Genomic DNA, 4025 nt, shown 5'->3' with positions numbered 1-4025 from the left:
CTCGCAGTCGAGCTGTGACAACACCCCGATGCCCCCGAGCCATACCCGATGCACGAGCAGATAGGACGGCGGGACGTTCAGTTTCAGACCGATCGTGTAGCCGGGTTTGCGTGGATCGTTGATTCGGTTGAACTGCTCCCGCATCCATTGCCGGTTGAAATGAAAGGTCTCGGTGGCGGCGGGCTCCAGGAACGGTGCCAGGTAGTCGTAGAGGCTCTCCGGGTCGATGTTGATGTGGGGGAGGATGAAACCTTCGTCGCGTAGACCGTTGACCGTCTCTTCGGTTTCGCCCTCAAGGGCCCGGCTGACCAGCCTGCCGATCGATTCGGGGAAACCCTCCGGAAGCCGTGCCACGGCCCCGTAGTCGAGAACACCGAGGCGGCCGTCGGGCGTCATCCGGTAGTTCCCCGGATGCGGGTCCGCGTGCAGGAGCCCGGCGCGTTCGGGTCCGGAGAACAGGAAGCGCACATAGAGCAACCCAACTCGGTTGCGTTCCTCTTGAGTCCCGTGGGCGATGATCTCCGACAGCGGCGTGCCCTCGAGCCACTCCGAGATGAGAACGTGTTTGGCCCCGTGAACAAGCTTAGGCACGGCGAACTCGTCATCGCCGTCGTAGGCGAACGCGAAACCGTCTTGGGCGTCGGCCTCGAGCCGGTAGTCGAGCTCCTCGAGCATCCGATCCTGGAGCTCGTCCAGGATGGCCCGTGCGTCCACTCCGGGCACCAGGGAGCCCAGGGTCTTCCCGAGCCGGCCGATCTGGTTGAGGTCAGAACGCAGCGCATCGTCGGCACCCGGGTATTGGATCTTCACCGCCACATCGCTGCCGTCATGCCACACGGCGCGATGGACCTGACCGATCGACGCGGCGGCGGCGGGCTCGTCGTCGAATGAGACGAACGAGCGCCGCCAGTCCTGACCCAGGTTCTCGGCCATCACATCGTGGACTGTGCGGGCGTGCATCGGGGGTGCGGACTCTTGCAGCTTGGTCAGCGTCGCCCGGTACGGCCCGACAACGTCCTCCGGCAACGCGGCTTCGAGTACCGACAGAGTCTGGCCGAACTTCATCGCTCCGCCCTTGAGCTCGCCCAAAACCTTGAAGACATGCTCGGCGGTGCGTCGCTGCGTCTCGGCGGTGACAGCATCAGCCGACCGGCCACCGATACGCCTGCCCAGCCCTAGAGTCGCGCGGCCGGCGACGCCAAGTGGCAGGCTGGCGAGCTTGGCGGCTCGAGTCGCGGCCTTGCGTGGCAGTTCGCTCACAGACCCATTCTGCCGCCTACTGCCATGTGCATCCGCAGTCCGGGTGGGGTTGCCAGCTTCGGCGCCTTGGCAGACCGTACGGAAGCTCGAGCTCGATCGTGCCATTGAGTGCCGACACATCGTATCCATCGAGGTACGCGAGCACCTGTCCAGCGGCCAGTCCGGCTACCGCCGCGCTGAGGCTGGCGTCGCAAGCAGGCATCTCCGGTGGATATCTGCCCGCCTGGTCCAGCATCATGGGCCAGGCGTGATCGCGATCGGTGCGATGCAGATCGAGGCAGCGCACGCATGCGGACTCGCCGGGCACGACGAGCGGTCCAACGATGCCGGTCACCTCGGTGACCTTGACCAGCAGATGAGCTACTCCGGCGCGCACATACGCGCCGGTGTGGTGTGGGTGCTCGGCGCAGACCGCCGAGTCGATGACGGCGAAGTCAGTCTCCGGTGGTGTGCTGTCTTGGGCCGCTGGCCCGTCGTCGAGGAACCGGTGGAGTGAGCGGTCTCTGGCGATGCCGACACCATCCGCGGGATGGCCTCCGGGTGATACGTCGGCGTGGGTGACCAGTTCCTGATCGTCGACGTGCACGTCGCCGATGCCGCCAGCGTCGAGCAGCCTCGCTACCGAGGCGCCCACGCGACCGGCGCCGTGGATCGTGATGCGGCGTTGGCCACGCCTCGCGAAGGCTGTGCCGCCACCGTCCAGGCTCCGGTCAAGAAGACTGAGACTGACCCGATCCGGCAGGCTCTGTCGCAGCGGCCCGTCGTCATCTGGGATCGCGTCCCTGTCGACGATCGCGCCGGCCGGGATGAGAAGTTCAAGAAGGCGGTCGACGGTATCTGGTGAGCCGCCGGCGGTCGTGGCGAGATCGCGGAGCGTGCAGAGGTCGTTGTTTCCATCCATGGCGCGCAGCACCGCACCTTCGACGGGGCTGAGCCCACCGAAGACGTGACTCTGGCCGGTCGTGGCGCCGATCTGGACAGTCGAGGGGTCGCGCCAGGCTGAGCTTAGCGACGGATGCAGTTGTGGGCGCACGGTACCGGAGCCTCCGATGGGCGGTGACGTGATGTCGGGCGGATCGGTTCTGTCATGAGTCCGATCTTGCCGTCCCGGGGCGTATCCGCGCTCGAGATATCCACAGGCCCATCGTCCCACCTGACGGTGGTGCGGACGTCGAACATGAGCGGCGAGCCCCCAGGGCCGCCGGCACCGCACGTGCCTTCCCCGTAGCACGCACGCCTGCCGGCGTTTTCCGAGGGCATCGCCGCCCACTATCCGCGGACCGTGCCGTTCGACGTCGCGCCGAGCTCAGGCAACGGCCCCCTGTTCGGCGCCGAGCGACCCTCGGATTCTTGGCTACGACGTTGCGTGTCTTGGTCCGTGGTTCTGCAGCGAACGTACGGCCGACGCGACGTGTCCGCAACATGAACGACGAATGTATGTCCACGGCCTGTGGATAAACCTGTGGAGGACTTGTGCAGGGGAGGGGATAGTGCTGTGGACAGGCGGTGGGTAGCCTGTTGACAACACGGTTCCGACGTGACGAATATGTCGCTGACCTGTGTGGATGTCGACCTCGTGGTGTGGACAAAAGAAAGTTCTGCCTTCGCCGTGATCCCGCGGATCGCGGGCGGGCACTAGACCGGAAACCCGCTTCGGCTGCAAGTTATCCACAGCAAATACCCACATCGGACATGTGTTGCCATTACCGTTCCTACATGGAACGCAGCGCGTCCTCCGGAGCGAATCGGCGAGGCGACAAGCGAACCAAGTGGTCATCGCTGCCTGGTCGTCACACCCGGCCGCCGTACGGGCTCCCGGCTCAGGGCTCCAGCGCCAGTTGGCGGTGCCCGGGCGCGAATGCCGCGGCGAAGCAGAGTGCGACAGGCGGGGATACAGATGGAGGCTGAACGGGAGGTCGAGGTCCGGCGATCGCCGCGTCGGCGGCGCACGGTGACCGCCTATCGCGAAGGAGGACGGATCATCGTGTGCCTGCCGGCCCGGTTCAGCGCCGCTGAGGAACGCCGATGGGTGCAGACGATGCTCAAACGGCTCGATGCGCAGGAACAGCGCCGGCGGCCCAGCGATGACCAGTTGCTCCGCCGCGCCCGTGAGCTGTCCCGGCGTTACCTCGACGGGCGGGCTGACCCGTCGAGCATCCGATGGAGTTCAGCACAGCGGAGCAGATGGGGCTCCTGCACCCCGAGCGACGGTTCGATCCGGCTCTCCGAACGGCTGCAGGGCCTACCCGGCTGGGTTGTCGACTATGTCCTGGTGCATGAGCTCGTGCATCTGCTGATCGGCAACCACAGCGACGAGTTCTGGGAGCTAGTTGGGCGTTATCCTCGCGCTGAGCGTGCACGCGGGTTCCTGGACGGCTTGGACTATGCCGCCGGTTCGAGGCCGCAGTCCGAGGGCGGAGAACACGAAGACTGAACGCAGGCCCTATTCCTTCGCCTCGCCGGCCTCGCCGGCCTCGCCGTCCGAATCGTCACCCGCGTCGGACTCTTCCTCGGAGGCGCGTAGCGCGTCTTCAAGCTCGGACACGTCGACCACGTTGTCCCGGTCGAGAAACGCCGTTGGGTCGGCGAGGTCCTCCGCGGAAGGCATCATGTCGGGGTGGGCCCAGAGCGCGTCGCGCCCCGCGACGTCTCGCGCCTCCCGCGCGGCGGCCCAGAGGGCCGCGGCTTCGCGGAGTTTCCGCGGCCGAAGCTGCAGGCCGACCAGGGTGGCGAACGTCTCTTCAGCCGGCCCGCCGGCAGCCCGC

The 4025-nt window shown here is 66.6% G+C and carries 4 protein-coding genes; 1 reads left to right on the top strand and 3 read right to left on the bottom strand.

The features are described from left to right. Positions 1-1260 (bottom strand): ABC1 kinase family protein (locus tag ELR45_RS08430; protein WP_240759297.1); only part of this gene is annotated, 1260 nt, incomplete at its 3' end. 16 nt (positions 1261-1276) lie between these two features. After that, positions 1277-2161 carry a ThiF family adenylyltransferase gene (locus ELR45_RS08425; protein ID WP_129665138.1) on the bottom strand — a complete coding sequence of 295 codons (885 nt, stop codon included), beginning with the start codon at positions 2159-2161 and terminating at the stop codon, positions 1277-1279. 996 nt (positions 2162-3157) lie between these two features. Between ELR45_RS08425 and ELR45_RS08420 the strand changes: the two genes are divergently transcribed. Further along, entirely contained in the window at positions 3158-3694 is a 537-nt protein-coding gene (locus ELR45_RS08420; RefSeq protein WP_129665136.1) for a M48 metallopeptidase family protein, read from the top strand. Between the two features lie 9 nt (positions 3695-3703). Here ELR45_RS08420 and ELR45_RS08415 read toward each other — a convergent pair. Beyond that, the coding region (locus ELR45_RS08415; RefSeq protein WP_165367603.1) for a zinc-dependent metalloprotease at positions 3704-4025 on the bottom strand (322 nt) is incomplete at its 5' end.

Origin of the sequence: Phytoactinopolyspora endophytica (assembly GCF_004138495.1) — a bacterium.
Classification (GTDB): domain Bacteria; phylum Actinomycetota; class Actinomycetes; order Jiangellales; family Jiangellaceae; genus Phytoactinopolyspora; species Phytoactinopolyspora endophytica.
This window is presented reverse-complemented; position numbering and strand designations above follow the sequence as displayed.

What these genes read in the sequence shown, in the direction of transcription:
- ELR45_RS08425 (WP_129665138.1), bottom strand. Translation starts at nt 2,161, where the DNA reads ATGGATGGAAACAACGACCTCTGCACGCTCCGCGATCTCGCCACGACC.
- ELR45_RS08420 (WP_129665136.1), top strand. Translation starts at nt 3,158, where the DNA reads ATGGAGGCTGAACGGGAGGTCGAGGTCCGGCGATCGCCGCGTCGGCGG.